The sequence below is a fragment of the Bradyrhizobium forestalis genome, assembly GCF_002795245.1.
Taxonomy (GTDB): domain Bacteria; phylum Pseudomonadota; class Alphaproteobacteria; order Rhizobiales; family Xanthobacteraceae; genus Bradyrhizobium; species Bradyrhizobium forestalis.
Genome location: NZ_PGVG01000053.1, coordinates 18,796 through 41,932, shown reverse-complemented (window position 1 = coordinate 41,932; position 23,137 = coordinate 18,796). Strand labels below are relative to the sequence as shown.

At 59.6% G+C, this 23,137-nt stretch carries 17 protein-coding genes and 2 pseudogenes; 4 read left to right on the top strand and 15 right to left on the bottom strand.

The genetic code is table 11. The annotated features are described in order from the left end of the window. Positions 1–590: 590 nt before the first annotated feature. From CVM73_RS35125 to CVM73_RS35080, 10 genes are all read right to left on the bottom strand, one after another. Entirely contained in the window at positions 591–3,101 is a 2,511-nt protein-coding gene (locus CVM73_RS35125; RefSeq protein WP_100236344.1) for a CoA transferase, read from the bottom strand. A gap of 62 nt (positions 3,102–3,163) precedes the next feature. Further along, entirely contained in the window at positions 3,164–3,631 is a 468-nt protein-coding gene (locus CVM73_RS41870) for a CoA-transferase family III protein (protein WP_430641328.1), read from the bottom strand. Further along, entirely contained in the window at positions 3,598–4,008 is a 411-nt protein-coding gene (locus tag CVM73_RS35115; RefSeq protein ID WP_100236342.1) for an acyl-CoA dehydrogenase family protein, read from the bottom strand. The genes CVM73_RS41870 and CVM73_RS35115 overlap by 34 nt, the downstream gene beginning before the upstream one ends. A gap of 21 nt (positions 4,009–4,029) precedes the next feature. Continuing rightward, positions 4,030–5,037 carry a 3-hydroxyacyl-CoA dehydrogenase NAD-binding domain-containing protein gene (locus CVM73_RS35110; RefSeq protein WP_158237648.1) on the bottom strand — a complete coding sequence of 336 codons (1,008 nt, stop codon included), beginning with the start codon at positions 5,035–5,037 and terminating at the stop codon, positions 4,030–4,032. 22 nt (positions 5,038–5,059) lie between these two features. After that, on the bottom strand, positions 5,060–6,613 hold the full coding sequence (locus CVM73_RS35105; RefSeq protein ID WP_158237647.1) for a 3-hydroxyacyl-CoA dehydrogenase NAD-binding domain-containing protein: 1,554 nt from the start codon (positions 6,611–6,613) through the stop codon (positions 5,060–5,062). After that, a complete protein-coding gene (locus tag CVM73_RS35100) occupies positions 6,606–7,490 on the bottom strand; it encodes a beta-keto acid cleavage family enzyme (RefSeq protein WP_100236340.1) in 885 nt (294 codons plus the stop codon). The genes CVM73_RS35105 and CVM73_RS35100 overlap by 8 nt, the downstream gene beginning before the upstream one ends. A gap of 135 nt (positions 7,491–7,625) precedes the next feature. Further along, positions 7,626–7,958: an SDR family NAD(P)-dependent oxidoreductase gene (locus CVM73_RS35095; RefSeq protein ID WP_100236339.1), complete on the bottom strand. Its 333-nt coding sequence runs from the start codon at positions 7,956–7,958 to the stop codon at positions 7,626–7,628. 306 nt (positions 7,959–8,264) lie between these two features. Beyond that, on the bottom strand, positions 8,265–9,398 hold the full coding sequence (locus CVM73_RS35090) for an ABC transporter substrate-binding protein (protein WP_100236338.1): 1,134 nt from the start codon (positions 9,396–9,398) through the stop codon (positions 8,265–8,267). Positions 9,399–9,972: 574 nt separating this feature from the next. Further along, complete coding sequence (locus CVM73_RS41865) at positions 9,973–10,500, bottom strand: helix-turn-helix domain-containing protein (protein WP_100236337.1); 528 nt, start codon at positions 10,498–10,500, stop codon at positions 9,973–9,975. Between the two features lie 76 nt (positions 10,501–10,576). Continuing rightward, positions 10,577–11,338 carry an aspartate/glutamate racemase family protein gene (locus CVM73_RS35080; protein WP_146006710.1) on the bottom strand — a complete coding sequence of 254 codons (762 nt, stop codon included), beginning with the start codon at positions 11,336–11,338 and terminating at the stop codon, positions 10,577–10,579. A gap of 580 nt (positions 11,339–11,918) precedes the next feature. On the opposite strand from CVM73_RS35080, the gene CVM73_RS35075 reads away from it, so the two are divergent. Further along, positions 11,919–12,227, top strand: coding sequence for a hypothetical protein (locus CVM73_RS35075; protein WP_100236335.1), 309 nt, complete (start codon positions 11,919–11,921; stop codon positions 12,225–12,227). A 353-nt stretch (positions 12,228–12,580) separates the two neighbouring features. Next, positions 12,581–12,934, top strand: coding sequence for a hypothetical protein (locus CVM73_RS41290; protein WP_245452512.1), 354 nt, complete (start codon positions 12,581–12,583; stop codon positions 12,932–12,934). Between the two features lie 382 nt (positions 12,935–13,316). Here CVM73_RS41290 and CVM73_RS35065 read toward each other — a convergent pair. Both CVM73_RS35065 and CVM73_RS41280 read right to left on the bottom strand, forming a co-directional pair. Continuing rightward, positions 13,317–13,905 (bottom strand): annotated as a pseudogene (locus CVM73_RS35065) (transposase); the annotation flags it as partial. A gap of 581 nt (positions 13,906–14,486) precedes the next feature. Then, positions 14,487–14,768 carry a hypothetical protein gene (locus tag CVM73_RS41280; RefSeq protein WP_245452514.1) on the bottom strand — a complete coding sequence of 94 codons (282 nt, stop codon included), beginning with the start codon at positions 14,766–14,768 and terminating at the stop codon, positions 14,487–14,489. Here CVM73_RS41280 and CVM73_RS35055 point away from each other — a divergent pair. Both CVM73_RS35055 and CVM73_RS35050 read left to right on the top strand, forming a co-directional pair. Beyond that, entirely contained in the window at positions 14,677–15,909 is a 1,233-nt protein-coding gene (locus CVM73_RS35055) for an MFS transporter (protein ID WP_347338476.1), read from the top strand. The two genes, CVM73_RS41280 and CVM73_RS35055, sit on opposite strands and share 92 nt — an antisense overlap. 538 nt (positions 15,910–16,447) lie before the next feature. Then, entirely contained in the window at positions 16,448–18,004 is a 1,557-nt protein-coding gene (locus CVM73_RS35050) for a 4-hydroxyphenylacetate 3-hydroxylase family protein (protein ID WP_100236332.1), read from the top strand. A 450-nt stretch (positions 18,005–18,454) separates the two neighbouring features. On the opposite strand, the pseudogene CVM73_RS35045 reads toward CVM73_RS35050, so the two are convergent. The 3 genes and pseudogenes from CVM73_RS35045 to betB all read right to left on the bottom strand — a co-directional run. Beyond that, a pseudogene (locus CVM73_RS35045) lies at positions 18,455–18,781 on the bottom strand (aldehyde dehydrogenase family protein); the annotation flags it as partial. 479 nt (positions 18,782–19,260) lie between these two features. Continuing rightward, entirely contained in the window at positions 19,261–19,848 is a 588-nt protein-coding gene (locus tag CVM73_RS35040) for a PCC domain-containing protein (RefSeq protein WP_158237645.1), read from the bottom strand. A gap of 1,482 nt (positions 19,849–21,330) precedes the next feature. Next, the gene (gene betB, locus CVM73_RS35030) at positions 21,331–22,791 is read right to left on the bottom strand and encodes a betaine-aldehyde dehydrogenase (RefSeq protein ID WP_100236329.1); all 1,461 of its coding nucleotides are present in this window, start codon (positions 22,789–22,791) and stop codon (positions 21,331–21,333) included. Between the last annotated feature and the right edge of the window lie 346 nt (positions 22,792–23,137).

Here is a 23,137-nt window from a genome sequence, read left to right as displayed (position 1 = left end):
CGGCGAGCTGAACCAGCTCGTGCTTCATATTGATGATTTGGTCCAGCCTGGCCCGAAACAGATCGCCCGATCCCGTCGTCCTGTGCTTCTTCGGTCGCATCGCCACCTCCGATGCGATCACGGAATCATGGTTGGCGATTCGACGGAATCTGGAAAATGAAATTGCAAGGTTCCGACGCCCGAAGCATCAAACCCCTGCAAACGCAAAACAGTCCCCAACGACAAATCCGATTCTAGCTCAATCGCTTAGCCACTCTTCACGGACGACTAAGTCGTCCAAAATTTGCAAGTACCGATGCCGTGGCGGTCCTGCGGAAATCGAAGGTTCGATCGCCTACCTGGAAACGGTCGCACCAAAATCCGACGAGGCGCGGCAGGCGCCTATCAGAGCTGCACTGGAACTGGCGCACCACAAGCTGCATCACCGGTTACAGTAACACGGTGCGAGTCATACGCATACGCCAGTTCACTCTGTTCACACTGAGCGCGATCACTGACCCAACTCGGGTCGCCTGCTCTCTTCGAAGACGGGGGCCTCACGAGGCTGATTCGCCGCTGCCGTAGCATGACGTGGAGGTCAGCGCCGGATTTCAGCTCGGCAAATACTCTCGGCTCCAGCTCTCGCTAATTTCACCCGCTGCAACAAGCTCGTCGATGTCGGTCTCGGTGTACCCCAGTGACCGGAGAACCTTGCGAGTCGACGCGCCATATTTTTCGGCCGGAGAAAGTGCATAAATTTTTGCGACTGCCGGTCGAACGGCGTACGGATCAAGTTGCACGACCGTATATCCGCTGGGATGGTCAGTATATCTGGAGAAAGAGAAGCTCCCTCGATCGATTCCCGGCTTCGCATCCGCTGGTCGGATGTTTTCCGCACGGATATCACTGATGTTCTTGCAGATTGCCACGCCAATATCGGCCGCCTTCAATTTCGACACCCAGTCCTCTGCGGAGAGCTTTCCGATGGCGGCGGCAAGGAACATGGCGCGGTCCCGCGCCGGTATTTCACAAAGCCCCTGCAAACCATCGACACGAGCGAGGCTGGGCAAGTCACTCTCGAGACCATTCAACATGATGCTGTGGCCACAGCCGGCTACGTACAGCTGCGCCAGAGCGTTGAAGCCCCTGGCATCGGGACCGGCGGGTTCATCAAAGGGCCCGCGCCCGGAATAGTCATAGCAGTAGGGAATCTGCAGCAGGCCCGAGAGTGCAGCCAGAGATGTCCTCGGTCGGCCCGCACGGCCACCTTTTGACTTTTGGTACAGCGCGGCAGCCACGCCCAGAGCGAGGCTGTATGCGCCCAAGGCGTCGATCGTCCCCGTATGAGCGTGCTCTTCGGGGGTCTCCGGGGAGCCGCCAAATCTCACCATGATTCCGCTCACCGCTTGCGCGACGTCGTCATAGCCGATGTCGTCGCTGCGCGGACCGCGACGCGCGCCGCCAAAGCAATCCACCTGACAGTAGATTGCATTCGGATTGAGCGCCCCCACGCTCTCCCGGTCGAGCCCCCTGCGCTTGGCATCCCTTTCGGTCGCGTTCCAGACAATGACATCGGCCGATTTGACCAATTTCTCGAACACCTCACGGCCGCCCGCAGAAGTGATGTCCACCAGAGTCGACTGCTTTCCCGCCATGTTAACGGTCGCCATGAACAGGTTGAATCCCGGGTGATACGCCGGAAACACCGGGTCGAGCTTGATCACCTCCGCGCCGAAGCGCGCGAGATAGAACGCTGTGTGCGGCCCCGCTATGACGTTCGCCATGTCGAGAACACGGACACCGTCGAGCCATCCTGACAGCTTTCGTGCCGTGCCGCGTGCCGGCCGCTGTGAAGGGATCGATGAAAGCGTAGCGAGTGCCTCGCCGAACGCGACCGATCGGCGGGGCGCGGGGTTCAACATCGCTTCCCCGCTCTCCTGCAGCCAGGTCATGGGTCCGGGCTGCGTCATAGGCCCATATTCCGAGTCATCGACCGTGACCATCAGGCCCGCAGACAAGGCGTGCTCATGCTGCATCCACTCTTGCAGGGAGTTCTGTCGCGTGCCCGCGATGCGGTGTTCCTGGAATATGCGTTCCCACTCCGCCGAGGTGCGAGTCAGGAATGCAGCCTTCATCCGCGCGAGGATCTTGTCGTGCCAGTGGCGCGGCAACGGGTACACGCTCAAAAGGTGATCCGACTTCCACTCCCGGATCGAGAGGTAGGGATCTCCTTCTTCAACCAACCCCTCGGCAATGAGACTGTCGTAGATGCCGAGGGCCTGCAGGCAACGCCTGGTGTGAACCTTGTGTCCGGCGCAAACGATCGCGAACATGCGTCCATCCTTGCACCTGTAGCCACCGGTGCGATAGAAAGGATCTTGCAAGTCCTGCACCGAGTGATAGGGCATATCCATCGGCAAGCTAGCTGCGAGTCGGCGCTTGATCTCGTCGCTGCGATAGTTTGTGTAGCGCCTGGGGAGGTTTTCGATCAGCTGCGAGTTATATGTAAGTCCCTCCATCAGGGCGCAGATGAGCGGTACCTCGATCTGGTCACCGATTCCCGTGCGCTCGCGGGCCTGGAGCGCCAGTACCGTGGCCGATGCAGCAATCATGGTCCCGTAGGCGGAAGCCAAGGGCAGCGCTGAAAAATAGGGAATCTTTCCCATCAACACGCGTGTCCGTCCCATATCGGTGAACACGCCCGCGGAAGCCGCGACGACCGACTCGAAGGCGCGCCACTCGCGGCGAAGCGCATCGTCCGAAGCAAAGCCCGGAATCGACACAGTCACCAGCTCGGGCTGCATCCTGCGCAAGGCAGAGAAGTCGATACCCAGGCGCGCCAACACACCGGGACGAAAATTTTCGATAACGATGTCGGCCTCGGCGATGAGCGCCTGTGCCTGTGCAAGCCCTTCTGCTGTCTTCAGGTTGATGCGGACGATCAGCTTGTTGCGATGGAGCGCTGCGTTGGCCGGGCTGGCCCACAGTGGACCGGAGGGAGGGTCGATGTGAACAACGGTGGCGCCCAGGTCGCCCAAAACCATCGCCGCGGCTGGGCCCGCGATGTACTGACCGAAGTCGATGACCTTAACGCCGTGAAGGGGCAGATTCGAGCTTTGCATAGTAAATCCCCAGAGGCCCGCCTATCCAACATACGAAGAAATGAATTGGTCGCAGCGTCCGCTCATGGCGGCAGATACTCCGTGGCCCAAGACTCGCTGACTTCTTGGCTGTCAAACATATCGCGCACTGTCTGTTCCGAGTATCCGAGTTCAGCCAGGACGGACCGGGTGTCCGCTGCCGGGTTGGGCGGTGCCGTTGACGACGTGATCCCCGCGCGCGCACACCGAACGGCGCACCGGCCGATCAATTCCACTGGGTGCCCGCTCGGATGGTGCTCGTCTCGCTCGAATACGAGGGTCATCGTCTCCTGCGTACCGTCTCCCATCGCCGTGGAGCGCGCGCACACCCGTTCAACGCTCTCCAGTCGCTGCGCCGCGACGCCGCGCGTGCGTAGTCGTGCCACGAGAGCGTCAACTCTCTCACCTGCAATCGCCCGCTCTATCGTTTGCTCGAGATGAGAATCCTCGAGAGTGACGTCTACACCTAGCGCGCTGGTCACTGCGCGCAGCTCATCAGCCTTGCAAGCCAGGAAAAGCCAACCGTCTGCTGCCTCATAACAGCGGTAAGCGGCCCCGTGCCGCGCGCGCCAGGGCCGCTAGGTTCGTTGAACGGTGCTCGCTCGGGGCCGTCGCACATGAATGGCAGCTGGATCAGCTGGGAAAAGTTCAGCACCTCCTCCTCGAAGATGTAGTGCTGCACGGGCGTCCACCCCGCGCCGCCGTACTCCTTGCGCCACGTGGGGATGCCCAGCTTGTTGAGAACGCGTGCGCCGATGCGCTTTTCCTCTTTGATCAGCTGCCTGTCTCCGGCCAGCTTGCGTGGAAGCTCCGTCGGCATGTTGTCGCGCAGGAATCTGCGCACTTTCTCGCGGAAGGCGCGCTCTTCTTTGGTAAACGAGAGGTCCATTCCAATATCCTCGGTACGGGCTTACTTGGCGGCCTGCGCGCGCAGCGCCTCTTCCCAGAGCGTGTAAGACCGCCCGGCGCCGAAGTCCGCGGCGCGCAGCGTCTGCAGGATCCCGACGAGGCATTCGTCGCGCTTGGCAAGAAGTTCGACGGAGGTTGACTTGTCCGTCCGCGCATCTTGCAGCGCGGCAAGCTTGTCGACGAACGCCTGGTCATGCTCGGGTGCGGGGAAATTCGTCCAGAGTCCACGGAGTTCGGGCGGCCAACTCTCCAGCCCCTTTCGCAACGCCTCCCCGCCGCCGCCGGAGTGGAAGGGTCCCTTGATCGCCAGCCGCAGCCCGAAGGAGTAGCTGATCGCGTCATCGCACTCCTCCGGCGTGGCGATGTCGTCTTTCACCAGCCAGAGGCACTCGCGCCAAATCGCTTCCTGGATGCGGTTGGCGATGAAGCCGCCGATTTCCTTGCGCATGATGAGCGTGTGCATGCCGATCGCGCGGAAAAACTCGGCCGCGCGCTGCAGCGCGCTGACGGGCGCGCGCGGCCCGCCGCAAAGTTCGACGAGCGGCAGCAGGTACACCGGGTTGAACGGATGCGCCACGATGACGCGCTCGGGATGCGCCACTCCGTCCTGCAGCTCCGAAGGCATGAAGCCCGAAGTCGAGGAGCAGATCAGGAGATCGGGCACGGCCGCGCGCGTAGCCTTCTGCAGCAGCTTGTGCTTCAGGTCGAGACGCTCCGGGATCGATTCTTGCACGAGGTCCACATCACGAACGGCTTCTTCGACCGTGTCGACAAGTGTCATAGTGCCTTCCCTGGCCGGCAGCGACATGCCCAGCTTCTTGTAGGCCCGCCTCGCGTCATTGACCATCTTGAGCACGGCATCGGCCGCGCCCGGTGCTGGGTCGTATAGCTTCACATTCACGCCGCTCAGGAGGAATCGTGCGGCCCAGGCGCCGCCTATCACGCCGCCGCCGAGCAGCCCGACGGCTTTCGGCAATTTCATGGAAGGCGGCATTGCATTCTTGGTCATTTTTTCTACTCCGTTGTCCTGATCAATTCCCGTGGCCCATCTCGCGCAGGTCACCATCCGATCGAGCCGCCCCGACCCAAGGCATTTTGATGCTTGCACCCGACTTCTCGGGTCGCGGAAGCTGCGCATGTAGACGTGCGAGCTCCATCAAGCGCTCGCGTATTGGGCTCTGCACCGGCGCGCTGCGCCTGGTTTTGGGATCGACGTGAATCAGCATCTGCTCTCCGGTCGCAGCCGGCTTGTCATCACCCTCGCGTTTGATGACATGGAAGAGATGTAGCCGCTTGTCGTCCGCGCCGAGCACCTGCGTGAGCACCTCGATACGTTCGCCGACCCGCAGTTCACCGAGGTGGCGCAGGTGCGTTTCGACCGTATAGTAGGTCGCGCTGTTCGCTATGTCCTCGCCGTTGCCGCGGATGTAACCCACCACCGTGCCGGTGCCGTCGCCGCAGAGCAGAAGATAGCTGCTTTCAGAGGCGTGTCCGTTGCCATCGATCCAGTTGTGCTGAACCTCTCGCAATGTACGTAGCGGGCGGGAATCCGGGGCGACCCGTTGTGGAGCCCGACTTCGGAGCCCTTGTTCCCAGCGAGCAAGGGTCTCGCCTGGTCCGTAACGCTGTGACCGCAGCGCCTGCAGAAGCGCCACGAGCAGGTCGTCGCGTTTCTCTGCGGGAGAAATGTCCAGCGGGTCGAGCTTGACCAGCGCATCCGCCTGCTCCGCCACCTTGTCCAGGAATGCCGGTCCCATGTCGGGCTTTTCGGTGAGCCTGGACCAAGGCCACTTGAATGACCATCGCAAGACGCTCTCTCGCATTCCGGCTCGGCCATTGGCCATTCGATAGGAGCCAATGGCCGCGCGGCGTAGTGCCCACGAGTAGCGCACCGCGTCATCGATCTCCTGCAGGCTCGCCACATCGTCGCGCGCCAGCCAAAGTGCCTCGCGGGCGACTGCTTCATGAAGGCGATTGGCGACAAATCCATCCACCTCCTTGCGAACGACGAGCGGGTGCATCCCGACGGCGCGGTAGATCGCGGCCGCACGCTCGAGCGCCTCCGGTGCCGTACGAGTCCCTGCGCAAAGTTCGACCAATGGCAGTAGGTACACGGGCTGAAACGGGTGCGCCACCAGCATGCACGCGGGGTCGTCCATTTCCGCCTGCATCAACGACGGCAGCAATCCCGAGGTCGAAGAACAGATCAGCGTGCAGGGCGCGGCCGCGCGACCAGCAGCCGCGAGCAGCTGTTGCTTGATCTCCAGATGCTCGGGCGCCGATTCCTGCACGAGGTCCACGTCGCGCACCGCATCCGCCAACGACTCGACCAGGTTCAACGAGCCTTCCGGCGGAAGCGTTACGAGCGTCAGCTGGCGATATGCCCGGCGCGCGTTCTTCAACGCCACCTCGACCTGCTCGAGCGCGTTCGGCGCGGGGTCGTACAGGCGCACGTTCACGCCATTGAGGATGAACCGCGCGGCCCAACCTCCTCCAATGACGCCTCCACCGACCAGGCCGACCGCTCGCGGGAGGTTCTCGGCGGGAGGCGATTTCTGCAGCATGAGGGTTGATGTGTCAGACATGAACTTTGAGCTTCAGCTTCTCGCGCATTTCATCCGGACTGAGCACGCGCACTCCGATGCGCTCGAGGATTTCGATTGCACGCTGGACAAGTTCGGCGTTCGTCGCCAAGCGGCTGCGGGAAAGGTACAGGTTGTCCTCAAGCCCGACGCGCACGTTCGCGCCGACCGAGGGGGCCAAAGCCGCGTACGGGAGCTGCTTCGAGCCGAGGGAGAAAGCGGAATAGATGGAGCCGGTGGGAAGCTGGTTCACCAACGCCATGAGCGTCGTCAGGTCGTCGGGCGCGCCATAGCTGAGGTTCATGCAAAGTTGGATCAGCGGCGCGTTGTCAATAAGTCCCTCCTTTACGAGATCGCGCACCATCATCAGGTGGCCCATGTCGAAAACCTCAAGCTCGGGCTTCACCCCGATCTCCTGCAGGCGCTTCGCCATCGCGCGCACGGCCCCATGGGTATTAGCCATGAGCCACTCGCCCCTGAAGCCCATCGATCCGCAATCCAGCGTGCAGATTTCGGGGCGCAGCTCCTCGATGTGCGCAAGACGATCGAGCGCGCCGAGCATATACGTCTCGGGGGAGAGCGGAAGCGGCTCGTTCGGGGACCCGAGGACGATGTAGCAGCCCTCTCCGCTGGTGAGGTTGATCACGGGATTGACATCGGAATCGCGGACGCGGTGCATAAGTTCCCGGTAAAGATCAAGATCGAGAACGCCTCTGCGGGTCTTGAGATCACGAACGTGGAGGTGAACTGCTGATGCACCGGCGCGCGCTGCCTCGATTGCGGAGTCAGCGATTTCCCGCGGGGTGATCGGAACGTTCTTATGCTTCGGCGCGCCGCCTCCGCCAGTCACTGCGCAGGTAATGAAGACCTCGGAAATCATTGCTGTTTGCCCTCTTTATGAAAGTCGATAGGAGTGATCGTCATGCTGTCGCGCCCAAGTCGATGGGGAGGCATACGCCGTTGATAGCGTAAGCGGCAGGGCTTGAAAGAAAGCCGATCGTTGCGGCGAATTCGCTTACGTCGACAAAGCGATCCCACGGCTGGTATGCGCGAACTGGGCAATGACCTCTTCGGTGCTGATCTCTTTTTTCGCCGCAACTTCGTCGAGCTGGCCGCGCATCAGGCCTGTGTCCATCCAGCCCGGCGGAACGGCATTGGCGGCGAGGCCATGCTGGACTCCTTCTTTCGCTGCGACGCGCACCAGGCCCATGACGCCGTGCTTTGCAGATGTATAGGCGACCTTCCCGACAGCCCCAGACACTGACGCTGTGACCGCGACGCGCCCGCCGGGTTGTTTCGTCAGCGACTCCCATGCTGCCTTCAAGGTATAGAAAGGACCGTCCAGCATGACCGACCGAAGCCGAACCCGGGCCTCGTCGGGAAATTGCGTGCAGGGGAGCGACAAATTGGCATCCTGCGTTTAACATCACGATGTCGAGTCGCCCGCTTGCCTCCAGGACGCGCGGAACCATTCGACGGCTTCCTTCCGAAGTGGAGGGTTCGACATGGAAAACGCCTCCTTTGCCCGCGATGTCCGCGCCATGGACGTCCGCATCGCCTGCACGCAGTTCGGTTGCGATCGCCGCACCTAGTCCGCCTGCCGCTCCCGTGACGAGTGCTACCCTACCATGCAGGGGCTCGTCAGCGGCAACGCTCATTGTGTCAACCACGCCAGCCACCGCTCTTCAATGTGTTCCGAGTTCATCTTGCCATCGGGGCGCCTTGCATTCATCCAGTCGTCATCCACGTAGACGACCTTCGATGCAGCCTCGGCACTTTGAAGCCCCCGCAACATCTCAGCAGCATCTGCTGTCAAGTACTTCAACTGATTTCGATTTTGTCCGACGTAGCCTAGAGCCGATGTGTATCTCGCAGTAACTTCGGCGCGGTTCTGGTACGCGATCAGCTTCTGCGCGTTGAGCGTGTTGGGCCCGCCTTTCAGAATTGCGTTGTAATTGGCATTGGAAGCCGCGACATCCCAAACAAATTTGAGCGGCGCGCCCTTTCGGATGGCCCTGATGGTGGCGCCGTCAAATGTGCTCGACACCGCGTATTCGCCTTGGATAAGGAGGTTATCCGGATTGGCAGACCACCACTTTGGAATGTGCGGTTTGAGTTCGTTCAGTTTCTTGAACGCGCGGTCGACTTTTTCGTCCGTCAGAGGAAACATATCCGCATGAGCGACGCCATCTGCGAGCAATGCGCTATAGAGGGATGTATAGGTCTGCCTGAGACCGCGTGGCCCAGGAAACTTCTTGATGTCCCAGAAATCCACCCAACTTGTCGGACCACCGTTCGGGAAGCTGCGTTCACCGTAAGTGAGCACAATGGAGGAACGGTACAAGACGACCCGGTCCTTGCCACGAGCCCGCGCCGGCACTCCTTCCAGCGATTCTTGATCCCAAAGAGTGTAATCGATCGGCAGAAGCATACCGTCGCCGCCCAACTCACTGTGTTCTGTGCCGTACAAGATAACAAGATCCCAATCGACGCGACCGGCTTTGAACATTGCTTTGGACTGAGGTCCAGCAACGTCCGCAGTCACTTCAACCACTTTGATTCCAGTCGCGTTCGTGAACGGATCGAAAATGTGTTCGCGTACTGCGGCGGCGTAGGAACCGCCGTAGCTAAAGACGACCACCTCGCCACTGCCGGCAAGCTTGTCCTGTCCAGCAGACTTGGCGCTTGTCGCGATCATCGGGAAGGTGAGTACAGCGGCTGCTGATTGCAGCAAGGAGCGGCGCGTCGGCCCGTCCGGCGCGGCAGTATTGAACTTCTGATCGGTCATACGGGTCTCCTCTCGCGAAAGGTGTTCGCTATGGGAGGATCAACATCGGTAATGCAGATCCCGTTATCGCTAATTCACTGGATGAATTTCTTTATTCATGCTGGCTGATATTATTTGACGCACTGCGCAGTTCCTCAGCTTTTATGAGGGTCTGGCGCAGACTATCTGCAGTGACGGCGATGAAGTGAGCGCATTTCGGCGCGCTCAGCCGGCAAGACGCTCGACCGCAGGTCGATCATCTTTCTTCGAACAGGAACCGGGTCCGGAATGCGACTGCAATCCTGTCCTGGAGCGGATTCGACAACGCAGACCCGAGTACCCTCGCGAGATCAATTAGGTTGGGTGCGATTTGGTTTTCGAATCGCACTGCGGAAAGCATTCCTCTACATTCCTCTAGGGCAGCTGCAACCGATGACAAGCACTTGGGCATGAGTGTCAGACACGATCGGCACAGCAAGTTGGGTGACGTCCCGGGTCATTCCGTATCCCATTACGAATCCCTTGCGCTCGTACTCCCGAATTGCCTCGCCGAGGCGGCGCTGGACTGCAGGCCATGTTCCGGGTTCCGCGCGCCTCAACGCCTTGAGTACGGCTTCTCTCGCAAGCGCGTAAAGTGCCGCGACATAGGCCCAGCCAAGCGCCGTCTGTACAATCGGCGGGAAGGATTCATGGAACTGAGAGAACCTGCCGTCCATCGCTCGAGGCAGACCATGTCAAGAGCGTCTCGACCGGCGATGGCGATTTCTGCGCCGTAGGTTCTCGCGATCTGCTTCATCCGTGGCTGCACTTCTTCAAGAATGTCGACCGTCGAAGGCACGATGAAACCCAGTTCGAGCACTGCCGCTCCGAGCCGAAACCGGAGCCCATCGGAAGCAGCTGAAAGAAAACCGGACTGCACCAGTGTCTGGCAAAGCCGCCAAACCGTCGGCTGCGGAAGGCACGTCAGCCGCGCAATCTCGGTGCTCCCCAGCTCGGGCCGGGTCCTGGTGAAGCAGCGAAGGATCGCAAGACCGCGCGCGAGCGCTGTGACTTGATTGCGCTCTGCGTTTGCTTCACGTGGCTGTTTCGCGACGCGCGTTGCAGGTATTTTCCGTTTTGCCATCTGAGCAGGACCATGCAACGCCCTGAGCGTACACCAGCATTACTGCCCCGGTCATCTCCGTGGGCAGGACGGCGCGTCACTCGGTGGTCGACTGCTGGTTTGGCCTTCTTCGGGCGGACGAAGCGGGTGCGTGCACCAGCCCGGCAGATACCGCAGACTCGAGCGTCAGCCTTCCGCAGGTCGTGATATCGTAGATCGGCAGCCCAAAGCGCGCGCGAATCGCTGGCGTTATCACCGGAAAGTTCGTGCACGTGAACAGCAGTGCGCGGATCTGCGGTTTTGCGGCAAGCATTCGCGCGATGAGGGCCGCCACGTCTTCTTCCAGCTGTTCGGGCGGTGTTGCCTTGCCCAGTGCGGCATTGCGCAAATTGTGGCCGCCCTCGATGCCACCCACAACCACCCGCTGGCGGTCTGCAGGATCGACGCCAACAAGCAGGTCTTCGGCGAAAGATGTCGAGTCGAACGTGCCGATGCCGATCATCGCGCTCTCCGGATACTGTCGCAGCATCGAAGGCAGCAATACCAGCGTCGAGAGGATCACGGGGACATTCACGGCCTCGGCCACCGGGGCCTGGAAGCGGACGGCAAAACCGCAGTTCGAAGTAATGGCGACCGCACCACGCTCGACGAGTTTGCGGGCCGACGCGACATAGGCCGGGAGCAGCGCGCGGTCGCCGCGCATGACGCGATCGACGGTCGCACCCGGAACCTCTTCGATGATGACCGGGAGGTTGTAGGTCTCCGAGCTCATCAGGGAACCGGGGCGCGGCGTAGACCGAACCCAGCTGGGCTCCTGCTGGAAATCGAGAATGCCTAAACAGGGGTTCAGAGCTGACATGGATGTGTCCTTCGGTTGGGAAGAATATGCGCCTAGTCGCGCATGCAGAGCGGCCGCGATGGCAGACCCAGCGGGTATTCTCAGAAATCATAAAGCGAGAGGTGATTCGAAGCCCCCGCAAAGTGGCCCCGAGTCGCCGAATTTATTCAATGAATGGCGAATTGTGGCGGTTTTCGGCTTTGCGCTCAATCTGCGACGCGACGTTGGTTTGCGCCCTTCGCTCGAGGTTCACTCGATCATCGCGCATGCTGTTGCTGTTCGAAAGTCTGGTCACCAGCGAGCTCGAACGGCAACATCGATTCGCCCAGCGTCGGCGTCGCGCCGCGCCCGAACTCCTGCAGCAGCACTGCATGCATTCTACGATCGAGTTTCCGGGTGCTGCTCAGACGGAACGCTCCAGACTCCGGAAGACCGCGAGGCAGAATTCTTCAGTGAGCAGCCTCCGTTCACGATTGCAAACGGGGCTTACCTTTTTTCCCGATCGTGATCTTCCCTATGTGCAACGTGTGGGCAGAGCTGGCGAGCACCGTCTAACTTATCACAATCCCGCGGAGTTGCAGGCCGTATTTTCCGTACTGCAATGCTGAAAGCCGCCACCAAAAAAACGGACGAACCGGTGACGAGGGCTGTTCTCTCTTCCTACAACGAGCAGGTCGAAGGCCTGGGGCGCGCGATCGAAGAGGCTCTGCGGGCCAAATTGAAGCTCATCATCGTTGGCAGCGTGGGATTCTTGCGCGTCCAGGGACGGCGATATCGGCGCCACAAGACAGACAACCGCAGCGTACCGGCATTCCTCGCGAAAATCTCGGAGGTGTTCGACCAGTCGGCGGAAGAAACGCTCCACGATGGGGCGACGCTGACGAGCTGGTACCGGTGGCCTGGCTCCTGACGGACACAAGATAATGAGCGGTCACAACGTGGTGCGTATTGCCGTGCCGGTCAAGCTTGCCCGCCTCAGGGTTTGCGTCGACAAAAGACGTCATTGGAGCGGGGTTGATCTCCTAATCCTGTGGGCATTGCCGGTCGACCCACCAACACCGGTGAACTGGCGAAGGTTGCGCGGATCCCGGCCCGCCTGATCAGTGAGACCAGCTGCGCATGATGCGGTTTGGGTGGGTCGAACTTACGGCCGCGCCAAAGGGCGCTTCATTCCGTACAACTGAGGCCGGCCGCGAGGTCGTCGAAACATTCGAAACGTTACCGCCCGTGACCCGGCGAGTGTCGCGCAGGGTATCGTTTTCGATGAAGCCTTTCGCGTGGCGCGCTTACGGTCTGCGCGATCTAAAGCCATATCGCCTCTCGGAGATCGAGGCGATCGAGCGCGAACATGACGTCCGCCGCCTCGTAGCGGCCGCAGATCAGATCCTGGCGGACGACGAGGAGCTTTCCCGCGTCGACTACAGCGCTTTCCGACACGGTGGATCAATTCGCCTATTCACAGAAAGCGGCAACAGCATCAAAGGATTACAGCCCGACCCTGCCGAGCAGCTTGTTGCCGCGATACGTCACGCGGCCAAACAGAGATCCGACGCCTCCCGTACAGGAGTGACCGCTGATCCAGGCTCATCGGCCAGAGTTCAGAAGGAGGTTGGCTAGGCCGAAACCGTCCCGCAGTCAAGGCCTTCAAAGTCTCATGACATCGCCCAGGCGACTGGAATCCCCAGGATGAGGGGCATGCGAGGGTTGGATGCTCGACCCGTATTTTCATTCTTCACCGGCGAAGAGTTCTGCCAGCATGCCCTCCCGCACGAAGCGACCCAAGCCATTGACGCAATCGACTCGGCGACAAGCGCTGGAGCTGTCTCCGGCCTAGAGCCCAAGGGTGTTACACGGGGCGCGCGGTTAGGACCTCATGAACACCAGTGTGCAGCCGAAGGCCGCCAACTTTCTGTTCGATACCAAGCTGTTGCATGCGGCCATCAAGGGCCTCGACAGAGCCCATCATCGTACATTTGAAGAGAAGGTCACCTCGGCAGCTGGCATCGGGATTGGTGGTCGAAGCATGGGTATCGTTCGAGCGTTTCTGGCCATGAAAGTCCGCTGGCATTGCGCCCGCCGCGTTGGGCCGGCGGCTCGCCACAGCCGTTCTTCGGTTTGACGTTCTTCATCGAGGCCCAAGCCTCGATCAGCTTGCCATCGACCGAAAAGTGATCGCTTGACAGCAGTTTCTTCACCTCGGGCCGCGCCAGTACCGCCGCCAGGAACTTGGCCGCGATGTCCCCTTCCAGTAGCCGGTCGGGGATTTTCGAGAACACCGAATGGTCTCAGACGGCCTCGTCGACGCCAATTCTGACGAACCAGCGGAACAGCATATCGTATACCAGCCGCTGCATCAGAAGTCGCTCCGAATCGATCGAATATAACGTGCATCGCCCGCAGCAGCTTCTCCGGCGGGATCTACGGCTGTCCCATCGGCGAATGGACCGCGGCAAACTCGCGCTCCAGCACCGACAGCACTTCCTTCACAATCGTCCGGATCGCTCGCAGCGGATGATCGCGGCGCATCCGCCCCTCCAGGTCTCGACGTAGCCGAAGAGCTCGCCTGTTCGATTGTCGCCGCGGCGCACGCCCCATGGCCGAATCTTGTCAGAGCCAATGAATCATCGTCGCTGGTCGGCGGCGCGCCCTTTTCAACAGCCTGCTACAGGTGCCGGCCGCCGACGGACGACACAGCTTTCTGCTTGCAGCCCCGTCTCCGGAGGTTACTGGCGGCCTTGGCTCGCCCGCCGCGCTTAGAGGTGGCGGGCTGGGCGGCCTTTTTAAAGATGCAGCGCTCAAGATTCGTTGGGCCCCAGCCCTCTGGCAACTTTTGCAAGGTCTCAATGTAGAAATGCCAACCGGAGCTCTTAGCGAAGTTTAGCAGCGACAATTTCGGGCTCACCACCGGTGGGGGATAATCCATCGGAAATGACATCTTCAACGGGAAGAGTCCTCCAAGACTCGCCAATCGCATTTCGGTGATGAGAGAGATCGTTATCATTCCGAAGATTTTAATGGCCGCGCTCATGAGTCATAGACATGGCCGTGAGCTTGTGTCGTAGAGCGATCTGAGCCGGCGATCCGCGGCCGAGTTCGGATTCAGATCCCGCAGACTTTCAGCTGATTTTCGGCGAGGACGCCGAACTTCTGCAAGAAAGGCCGATCCTAACTACAATTCGGCTGCAGAGCCCATGTAAGCTGCGCTTTCGTTGTCTTGCCTTCGTTGCTCGCCGGCCTTGGGCAGATGAATACTTTCGCAGGCGAACGAGCGCTTAAGTTCCAGCCAATTAAAGAAACGCCCTATGTCCGGTGTGCCCAGGCTTTCGCGCCGCCCCTTTCTTATCATCTTCTGTCTCTCCATGGCTACCGCGATGGGTAACAATGGTTTGCAGTCAGTACTTCCGTCGATCGGCCGCTCGATCGGCATCGCAGACTCGATGGTGGCGGCCATTTTCTCTTTATCCTCCCTGTTATGGGCTGTAACCTCGCCGTTCTGGGCTCGTCAATCGGATGTGCGGGGTCGTAAGCCGCTCATGATCGTCGGCCTGGCTGGATTCGCGGTTTCTATGATGCTCTGTGGCCTTGTGGTAAGCGCCGGCCTGGCCGATTTGGCAACTCCCACGATCGTCTTCGGATTATTTCTGGTCTGTCGCGCGCTCTATGGGCTCTTCGGCTCGGCCACCAGCCCTGCGAGTCAAACCTATATCGCGGAGCGCACCTGCCCCGCCGAGCGCACGCGTTGGATGTCGAGCATCGCTGGGGCAACCAGCTTTGGCACCGTGGTTGGCCCAGTGCTGGCGCCACTCTTCATCATTGGCTTTTTTGGATTGGCAGGACCGCTGTACGCCTTTGCTCTGATCGCCACGACAATACTGATCGTCGTCGCGCGCTATCTAGATGAGGAGCCGATCTTGCTGACGAAGCAGCCGCTCCTCAGTGACAAGGAGCCGCGTAAACAGCTGTGGCTCCATTCCAACTTTGCCTCCTTCATCGTTTACGGCTTCCTGCTCTTCGTTTGCCAGAATGCGCTGGCACAGACATTGGGTTTTCTGATTATCGACAAAACCAGCAAAGCGCTACCTGAGCTCCCCTCCCCCGCCTTGCTGCGCATAGCTCAAGGTCATATCGAGATTGCGATGGTCGCCGGCGCCGTCGCCAGTTTACTTGCGTTATGGGGCCTCATCCCAGTGTTCCGCATGACCCCGAAGGTCCTCCTGCGATGGGGTGCCGGATTGGCGTCGCTCGGCAGCGTCTTGATCGCTTTCTCGCCAAACTATGCCACCGCTATCATCGGCTATGCCCTTGCTAGCCTCGGCTTCGCCTTGGCCCGACCAGGCTTTATCGTCGGTGCGTCCCTTTCCGTTCCGATGAAGGACCAGGGGCGCGTAGCTGGAGCTATCGGGGCGGTCAATGGCGTGAATGTGCTTTTCGCGCCTTTCGCGGTGAGCCTCTACGAGGTTTTCGCTCCGGGTCCATTTCTCCTGGAGTCCGCTGTGCTCGCCGCCCTACTCGCCTATGCTTGTCTCAGTCCAACGCTACGCAATGTCGGCAGTATCAGGACCGAAGAGATCAATAAGGACTCTTCGCTCTAGCATCGTACCTGACTGAGCATGCGTGCTGAGATGACCTAAGAAGTCGCAACCAATGAAGGCAAGGTGGCCACGCCCAAATTGAGCCCATCGAAATGAACTGGGGACCGACGTACGTTTTCTAGTGGGACAGCGACGAGGCGTGCGTGCTTCAGCCGATTCTATGGTCACACGGAGCCGACGCCGCATATGATCGGTGCTGACCATTCGTGAACCTGCACTACCTGCAGGCCGGTCCAGGCGGCAGGCAAGGACGAGGTTAGTCCGTTATGAGCCTAATGCGTGAGATGCCGACCGACGACTTTTTCGCTGAGAGCGACCGAAACCGCGAGGACCGGTTCAAGAGTGTACGTGTGTCAAAGCAATTCCATGAGAATGGGGAATGGGATTGCTATAAGCCACCCGAAGTGACCCCGGCGATCAGGCATTCGTCCGCTCGAAGCGACAGCGCCTGCGCGTTGGTCGTGCAGGCCTAAGCAAGCAGTTTGCGCGGGCCCCGATGCCATCGCATCGCGGGCTCGCTTCATTGGAGATATTTCCTATGGACCAGAAAGTCGTCGCAGCCCGTTCGAGCACTCCGCCGGAGAATCCAATCCGATCCGGCGCGGAATACATCGAGAGCTTGAGGGCACGGAAGCTGACAGTTTATCTCATGGGCGAGGTGGTCGAAGAACCGGTCGACCACCCGATCATCCGCCCCTCGATAAACGCGGTCGCCCAGACCTACGATCTTGCCATTGACGACCCTGAATTGGCATTGGCCATCTCGCCTTTCACCGGTGATCGCGTAAATCGCTTCCTGCACATCTCGTCGCGAACCTCCGACCTTGTCATGCAGAACAAGATGCAGCGCCGTCTCGGCCAACTGACGGGCACCTGTTTCCAACGCTGCGTCGGCATGGATGCACTCAATTCGCTGCACTCGGTTACATACGATTTGGATGAAAAGTACGGCACCGACTATCACGCCCGCTTCACGAAATTTCTCGCGAGCATCCAGAGCGCGAACCTCGTCGTCGGTGGTGCCATGACCGACGTGAAAGGTGACCGCGCTAAATCCCCATCGGAGCAGGCGGATCCAGATCTGTTCGTTCACATCACGCGGCGGACCGCGGAAGGTGTTTATGTCAGCGGAGCGAAGGCGCACCAGACCGGCTGCCTCAACTCGCACTGGCTGATCGTGATGCCAACAATGCGACTAGACGCGGCGGACAGGGATTACGCCGTCGTTGGCGCGATACCTGTTGACGCCAAGGGAATCACCTATATCTACGGCCGGCAATCATGCGACACGCGCAGCGCCGAAGACGGCGATATTGACGCTGGCAACGCACGTTTTTCCGGTCAAGAAGCGATGATCGTATTCGAGGACGTCTTCATTCCGCGGGAACTCCTCTTCCTCGACGGAGAGTTTGAGTTTGCCTCTACACTGGTCGAACGTTTCACCTGCTATCATCGCCGCAGTTACGTCTGTAAGACGGGCGTGGGCGACGTGCTCATAGGCGCGGCGGCGACGATCGCAGATTACAACGGTGTCGAGCGCGCCTCCCATGTCCGCGACAAGTTGGTTGAGATGACCCACCTTAACGAGACGATCTACGGCGCCGGCATAGCGGCGAGCCATCAGGGCATTGCGATGAAGTCAGGAGCGTGTCTGCCGGACGAAATGCTCGCGAATGTCTGCAAACATCATGTGACGAAATTGCCGTACGAAATCGGGCGGCTGGCACAGGATCTCGCCGGGGGGCTGATGGTGACGCTGCCCTCAGAGCGGGAGCTGCGGCACGAGACCATCGGTCCGATCATCGAGAAGTATCTGAAGGGACGACCCGAAGTCGCGACCGAATCCCGGGTCCGCATCCTTCGGCTGCTGGAGAACATGACGCTCGGCAGGAACGCCGTTGGCTATCTGACCGAGTCCATGCATGGCGCCGGATCACCGCAGGCGCAGCGGATCCAGATCGCGCGGTCGATGCAGCTCGACTTCAAGAAGGAGCTTGCGAAGTCGTTGGCGGGGGTGACGTCCGCTTCGCGCGCGGAGATCGTGGACGATCTTTCAACCTATATGGCCAGAGTGTTTGCGCCGGTTCCGGGATGATCCGGCTCGGGCATTTCAAGCGTCCGAACAGGATTTCTTCGCCCTGATCTCTCCTCTGAAGTAGAGGCCCAGGTCCCGCCCCCAAGCCTCAGACGTCATTGCTCAACCTTTCTTTCACGAACTCGGACGCTTCGACGGCGATGACGAGCGAAATTCAGCTTGCCGCTCCACGCGAGATGGCCTCGGCGAAGCTCAACGAACCCGCCGTGTTGAAATCCTGCATTGCGGAATACGCGGAATTAGAACATACCGAACAGCAGAGCCGACGAGTTCCTCGCGAATTTGGCGCGAGCGCTCCAACTGCAGCCTAATTAGCGAAAGCTGGACTGCGCTAATTGGAGCTGAATACCGGCGTGCTGAATGGATTGACAAGGGACGGATCCAGAAAGGGGATGGGGCACCATGCAACACGACGGCGGTTGCAAGGGCTCAAAATCCATTAACAGCAATCCCAGCCTGCAATTCCATGATCACTCGGTGTGCGCGTGACAGGTCGCCGGTGAACACGCCAGCAGCCAGTCCGAATTGTGTTCGTTGGCGCGCCGGATGCCATCGTCTTCGTGCCGGAAAGAAAGTACCGTCATCACCAGCCCAAAACTCTCCTCTCGCGTTATTGTCATGCTGTCCATTGCATCGACGAACACAGTTGGTTCGACGAAAAGGGGATAATCGAACCCTTTGTGGCCGGGGATCCCGCCGCAGGGTATTGCCGATTCGAATTTTTTTGGTGCGCTCAGTCAGCCGTTTGAGCAACCGGTCCCGAATTCCCTCGTGTAGGCCCTGGTATTTCCGCGAAGTCGTTCCCAAAATCGTACGTAGTCGGCTTCCTGACAATCCGCGTAATCCTTAGCTTGGCTAAGTCTCCAGTCGCGTTCAGAACGCCCCCTGTCTTGACATCGTTTTGTCTAAAGATATCCCAGAGAGCCAAAAGAAGATCTTCCGCCCACTCAATCCGAGCGTAAATGACCTCCTCGAACTTGGCAGAGAGCTTTGGTACAACTGCAAACGCAAGCTCGGGCCATTAGCAGTGGTGCCGATTCAGCGGGTCATTACAGTCATAGGCGTGAACACCCGCAACCTACCGGCGAAAGACGTTACCCCTTAGGAAGAAGGTCAGACGCCGCGGTTGCGGATGCGGTCATTTCGAACTTGCACGGCAAACGCCAACTGCCGAGCCGGCGCTCTGGCGGCTAGCCCGCACGGACTACCAGGTTATTCTTCGCGAAGGTTGCGCCGCGCATTCCTCAAGCGATCGACTATGCGGCTACGACGTCGTGATAATAGCCCGACTTATCAAAGACCGCTTTCAGAACCACACCGGAAACTTTTGCGATCGCGACCGTGAAATGCTCGGGCACGTTACCCCGCCCGGTGATCTTGTCGACCTTGTCGGGAGCCGGCTTAGGGTGCAGATGTGAACCTTCCAAGAGGTGCCCACAAACTGTCTCCGAGTTATTCGAGACAACGATATGGACGTGGCAATAGGGAGTCTCGTGTCCTTCCCAGCCGCCGAAGCCGAAGCCTGTCCAGCCTTCACGCTTGAGCAGCGGCGGCACTGTTACCGACTTGTCCGGAACCCAGCCCGTCCCGATAACACCAGTAGCGGTCACCTCCAGCGGTCCCCGGATATTGACGACATCGATCCCAAGTCCTCCGTGGTCTTCGTGACCAAACCGCTGCATAACGCAGTTCGCCATCGAACCGGTACAGTCCATAAGAACGCCTGTCTTAATATCGTGTTCCTTGCAGATTTCCCAAAGGGCTCGAAGAAGGTCGTCGCCTGGCTCGAGTCGAGCGTAAACGACTTCCTCGATTTTTCCAGCAAATGATTTCCTCTTTGTCATGCCGTACCTCCGAAGATATAAAATGGGATTGTCGAAATCCTCGGTGCCAGCGGCTGAGGATTCGATAAGATAGTTACGGGATTTCCTCAGCCGGATTTCTGCAATAAGACCGTTCGCGGGGACGCAATTCTTCATCTAAGCTGGGGAACGCGGCGCTTTTCGTTCCTTAGGAGCCACGAGCGCAGCACTAAGTCGTATGGCCTCTGACCACTGACTCTATCGTCGGGATGAAAAAAACCGTCGCTGATGTGGCACAGGATGACGCTGGCGCAATGAAAACGCCCCCGCGTCCTTTGCGGGTTTTCGATCGCTCGATCGCTTCCTGGTATTGGCTCTGGCCGCCGCGACGAGGTAGTTCTCGTTCCCCGTTTCGGAGTGATGCGCAAGGCGATCGAGCAGCGATCACCGCAGCAGCTCGCGCAGCCAAGCCGTGCATTGACTGGTGGGCACCATCGGCCAACTCAGGCTCTCCACGAGTTCGCCGCGTTCGACATCCGCAGGATCGCATGTTGCCGCTGCGCCATTGCGCGCGCCGTAGTGGGCGTTGGCGCCTTCACTTGCTCGGGGTCGCCCTCGTTGCACACGAGGCGTGCGCGCCCTGTCGTCGCAATCGGCAAGGAACGGCCCTTTGGCGACTTGGACTTCTCGGAGCTGGCCCCCAGATCGCCACGGCCGTGCCCGAGGCGAGCGCGCTCGTCATGCGCGGTCGACGCCGCCATTGCCGGTTCCGATGGTCACGCGGCTGGCGAGGTCGAGGATTGGCAAACGCGGTGTTCCCTCGTCGATCTCGAGCACGCATCTTCGCGCATCCCTGGCTCTGCCTGTGAGGGACGCTAGTGTCCACTGCGGCGCATCGAGCGCGTCGCGGGCCTTCTGCGGAAGTTCATGACATGTTGCTGGGATCGACCGCGATCCGTCTTCGTCGCAGTGGGCCGGTTTGGTCAGACCCGTCGGGCGATGCCGAATCACCTCGCGAATGACACCATCAAAGTCGAGGCGGGCATCGATGCGTGCAACAGATCGGCATCAGGATTTTTCTGCGAGCGCCGCAGGTTTAAAAGCGCTTGAACGCCCACAAGGCAACCGACGATGCCGACGGTGGCGCGAGCTACTCAGCAGCTCAGAAATACAATCCTGGGTCTTCAGTTGGAGATGGCGGAAGAGCGAGCACATCACGTCCAACTCACCGACGCACAGAAATCCTCGCTCAAGTCGGCTTTTGATCGGCTCTGTGCAATGAAAGAAGAATCATTATTTTAGCGAGCAGATTGCGCAGTGGCCTCAAGCCAATAGGCGACGAAATGCAACAAGTGTTCGCGCGCATCCTTGCTCATCAACTGCTCAGCTATTCTGCGGCTCCCCGACGCTTTCGAGCGACCTGATAGCCGGGCGCGAGACCAAACACATATTGGCTATTCACGGTCGCGGCGCTTCAGCAGTTCGATCGATCTTGAAAGCCGGGCGCCGGCGTGGTCCCGCACATTAGTACGGATTCGCGATATCACCCGTCTCCACGTAGATACTCTTCAATTGCGAGTAATGCGAGAGCGCAGCAAGCGCGTTTTCGCGGCCGATGCCGGAGTGTTTATATCCCCCGAAGGGCAATTCGATCGGCGTTCGATTATAAGTATTGATCCAGCACGTCCCAGCCTGCAGTTCCGTGATCACTCGGTGTGCGCGCGACAGGTCGCGGGTGAACACGCCAGCAGCCAGTCCGAATTGTGTGTCGTTGGCGCGCCGGATGACATCGTCTTCATGCCGGAAAGAAAGTACGGTCATCACCGGCCCAAAAATCTCCTCTCGTGCTATCGTCATACTGTCCGTTGCATCGACGAACACAGTTGGTTCGACGAAAAGGCCACTATCGAACCCTTGTAGTCGTGGGACCCCGCCGCCGCAAAGGAGCGTTGCACCTTCGGTCTTGCCGATTGCGATATAGTCGAGCACCTTCTGATGCTGCGTCTTGTTGATTAGCGGTCCCATGTGCGTTTCCGGATCAAGGGGATCGCCGATTCGAATATTCTTTGTGCGCTCAGTCAGCCGTTTGAGAAACCGGTCTCGAATTCCCTCGTGCAGGAAGATGCGCGTTCCGTTCGTGCACACCTCGCCATTGGCGTAGAAGTTGGCCGCCAACGCACCGCTGACCGCATTTTCCACCTCGGCATCATCGAACACGATGACCGGCGACTTACCGCCGAGTTCCAGGGTAATATGTTTCAACTTTGAAGCAGCCACACCCGAGACCTTGCGCGCGGTCGGCACCGAGCCGGTAAGGGATACCTTTGCTACCGTTTCGTGAATTGCAAGAGCTTCGCCCACATCTCCGTAGCCTTGCACCACATTGAAAACACCATCAGGCAGACCGGCCTCCGTAAAGATCTCCGCCAGCGCGAGAGCCGATAGCGGCGTGTTTTCCGAGGGCTTAAACACCATCGCATTGCCCATCGCGAGCGCCGGAGCCGCTTTCATGGCAGCGATTTGGATTGGAAAGTTCCAGGCGCCGATACCGACGCACACGCCGAGCGGCTCGCGACGCGAATAGCCGAACGATTGGCCAAGGTCGATATAATCGCCATAAAAGGAAGCGATCGCACCGCCAAAGAATTCCATTGCGTTTGCGGCGACGCCAGGGTCGCCAAGCGTTTCCTGTATTACTCTGCCTGTATCGAGCGTTTCCAAACGGCCGAGTTGGGCGTGACGTTCTCGCAGGATATCGGCAGCTCGGCGCAGGATGCGACCGCGCGCGACAGGCTTCAACTTCGCCCACTTACCTTGAGCCGCGCGGGCGGCCCCGACCGCGCGTTCGACAATGTCCGATGTAGCAGAATAGAGGCGCGCGATGATCTCACCGGTCGCGGGGTAGATCACCTCGATGGATCGGCCATGATCATCCTCCACATAGGCCCCGTTGATGTAGTGCGATGCTAAGGGTTGTGCCTTCATGATGCCTCACTTCGTGTGATTGCCGCCATTTGCAAAAGGAGCGCCTCGCAATGAGGCGGTGACAGACCGATTACGATCCGGCTTTGACGCTTCGGTGGCCGTCGACTCTCGCCGAGAGCGTTACCGCACCTTCGCTTACTCTATGCGCGCCGATGGTTTCCTAGCACCGCTGTCGAAGGCCGGTATCGCTGGGGGCCAACACTTCTATGTCTCGCCCGCCAGCGGCATTGTGAAAAAATTCGCTCAATACACTTGTCGGCCAACGTTCGACCAATCCGACTCGGATTCTGAGCCAGACGATCGTTCAGGCGGCACGATTAGACAGATTGTGGTTCGGCTTCACGCG

Coding starts and splice junctions, on each gene's coding strand:
- CVM73_RS35125 (WP_100236344.1), bottom strand. CDS start 3,101: ATGCAAAGCTCGAATCTGCCCCTTCACGGCGTTAAGGTCATCGACTTC.
- CVM73_RS41290 (WP_245452512.1), top strand. CDS start 12,581: ATGAAGCCTTTCGCGTGGCGCGCTTACGGTCTGCGCGATCTAAAGCCA.
- CVM73_RS35105 (WP_158237647.1), bottom strand. CDS start 6,613: ATGTCTGACACATCAACCCTCATGCTGCAGAAATCGCCTCCCGCCGAG.
- CVM73_RS35090 (WP_100236338.1), bottom strand. CDS start 9,398: ATGACCGATCAGAAGTTCAATACTGCCGCGCCGGACGGGCCGACGCGC.
- CVM73_RS35100 (WP_100236340.1), bottom strand. CDS start 7,490: ATGATTTCCGAGGTCTTCATTACCTGCGCAGTGACTGGCGGAGGCGGC.
- CVM73_RS35095 (WP_100236339.1), bottom strand. CDS start 7,958: ATGCTGGACGGTCCTTTCTATACCTTGAAGGCAGCATGGGAGTCGCTG.
- CVM73_RS41865 (WP_100236337.1), bottom strand. CDS start 10,500: ATGGCAAAACGGAAAATACCTGCAACGCGCGTCGCGAAACAGCCACGT.
- CVM73_RS35110 (WP_158237648.1), bottom strand. CDS start 5,037: ATGACCAAGAATGCAATGCCGCCTTCCATGAAATTGCCGAAAGCCGTC.
- betB (WP_100236329.1), bottom strand. CDS start 22,791: ATGAAGGCACAACCCTTAGCATCGCACTACATCAACGGGGCCTATGTG.
- CVM73_RS35055 (WP_347338476.1), top strand. CDS start 14,677: ATGGCTACCGCGATGGGTAACAATGGTTTGCAGTCAGTACTTCCGTCG.
- CVM73_RS35075 (WP_100236335.1), top strand. CDS start 11,919: ATGCTGAAAGCCGCCACCAAAAAAACGGACGAACCGGTGACGAGGGCT.
- CVM73_RS35080 (WP_146006710.1), bottom strand. CDS start 11,338: ATGTCAGCTCTGAACCCCTGTTTAGGCATTCTCGATTTCCAGCAGGAG.
- CVM73_RS35050 (WP_100236332.1), top strand. CDS start 16,448: ATGGACCAGAAAGTCGTCGCAGCCCGTTCGAGCACTCCGCCGGAGAAT.
- CVM73_RS35115 (WP_100236342.1), bottom strand. CDS start 4,008: ATGGACCTCTCGTTTACCAAAGAAGAGCGCGCCTTCCGCGAGAAAGTG.
- CVM73_RS35040 (WP_158237645.1), bottom strand. CDS start 19,848: ATGACAAAGAGGAAATCATTTGCTGGAAAAATCGAGGAAGTCGTTTAC.
- CVM73_RS41280 (WP_245452514.1), bottom strand. CDS start 14,768: ATGGCCGCCACCATCGAGTCTGCGATGCCGATCGAGCGGCCGATCGAC.